Source organism: Pseudomonas sp. Pseusp97, from assembly GCF_047304025.1.
Lineage (GTDB): Bacteria > Pseudomonadota > Gammaproteobacteria > Pseudomonadales > Pseudomonadaceae > Pseudomonas.
On sequence record NZ_JBGLYK010000443.1, the window covers coordinates 1 to 1,099 of the forward strand.

The following is a 1,099-nucleotide window of genomic DNA, read 5'->3' on the forward strand; positions in this document are numbered from 1 at the left end:
TGTCGGACCTGGCCCGCGCCAGCCGGCCGATCTGGGCGCAGTGGGCGGAGGGCGCCGGGTTCTCCCTGCGCCGCAATGGCTCGCTGCTGTTCGCCCGCACCGAAGCCGAAGAGCACCTGCTGGAAGCCTTCTGCGCCGGCCGCGCCAAAGAGCTGGACTACCGCGTCGGCCTGCTGCGCGGCAGCGAACTGAACGATCTCTACCAGGGCCACTTCCGTCACCACCGCGCCGCGCTGCTGGGCTTCGACGACCAGCAGCTGTATTCCCGCGAGGCGCTGCCGACGTTGATCGACCACCTGCGCCGCGAGCATGGCGTGGCGTTCCACTTCTCCACCCTGGTGCGTGACGTCGACACCGGCGTGCTGCGTACCACGGCGGGCACCTTCACCGCCGGGCAGGTGATCGTCTGCTCCGGCCACGACTACCAGACGCTGCTCGCCGAAGCCATCGCGCCGCTGCAGCCGCAGGTGTGCCGCCTGCAGATGCTGCGCGCTCGCCCGCAGGTCGACTTGGGTCTTGCCCATTCGATCCTCACCGGCCTGAGCTGCGTGCATTACGGCGCCTTCTCCGACCTGCCCGAGGCCGAGGCGGTGCGCGAGCAGATTCGCCGCGAGACGCCGGAGCTGGAAGAGCAGGGCATCCACCTGCTGGTCAGCCCGACGCCCCATGGCGAGCTGATCATCGGCGACTCCCATCACTACGGCAGCGACGCCGCGCCATTCAACGCCGAATCCGTCGACCGGCTGATGCTGGAACTGGCCGAGCACACCCTGGGCATGCGTGTGGAAGTGATCGAGCGCTGGCAGGGCGTCTACGGCTCGCGCGGGCCGGGACCGTTCTCGGTGCTGCAGGCCGCCGACGGCGTCACCGCCGTGCTGATGCACACCGGCGTGGGCATGAGCATCGGTCCGGCGCTGGGCGAGCGCACGGTTGCCGCGCTGTTCGGCTGACACGGAGCTGTCATCTGACTTTCACCGGGTTCTGTTACTACCGGCTGACGCGGATTCGCTTTTTGTAGGAGCGGGGGGTGTAGGGCAACCCAAAAAAACAAAACCGGGAAGGTTAGAGGCGAACCAGCGCCAAAAACCACCCCCCCCCC

Annotated in this window: 1 protein-coding gene; it reads left to right on the top strand. The window is 68.2% G+C overall.

Annotation, left to right across the window (positions count from 1 at the left end; all coding sequences use genetic code 11):
- On the top strand, positions 1 to 950 hold a 950-nt coding region (locus tag ACCC94_RS29750), incomplete at its 5' end, for a TIGR03364 family FAD-dependent oxidoreductase (RefSeq protein WP_413353178.1).
- Positions 951 to 1,099: the final 149 nt, after the last annotated feature.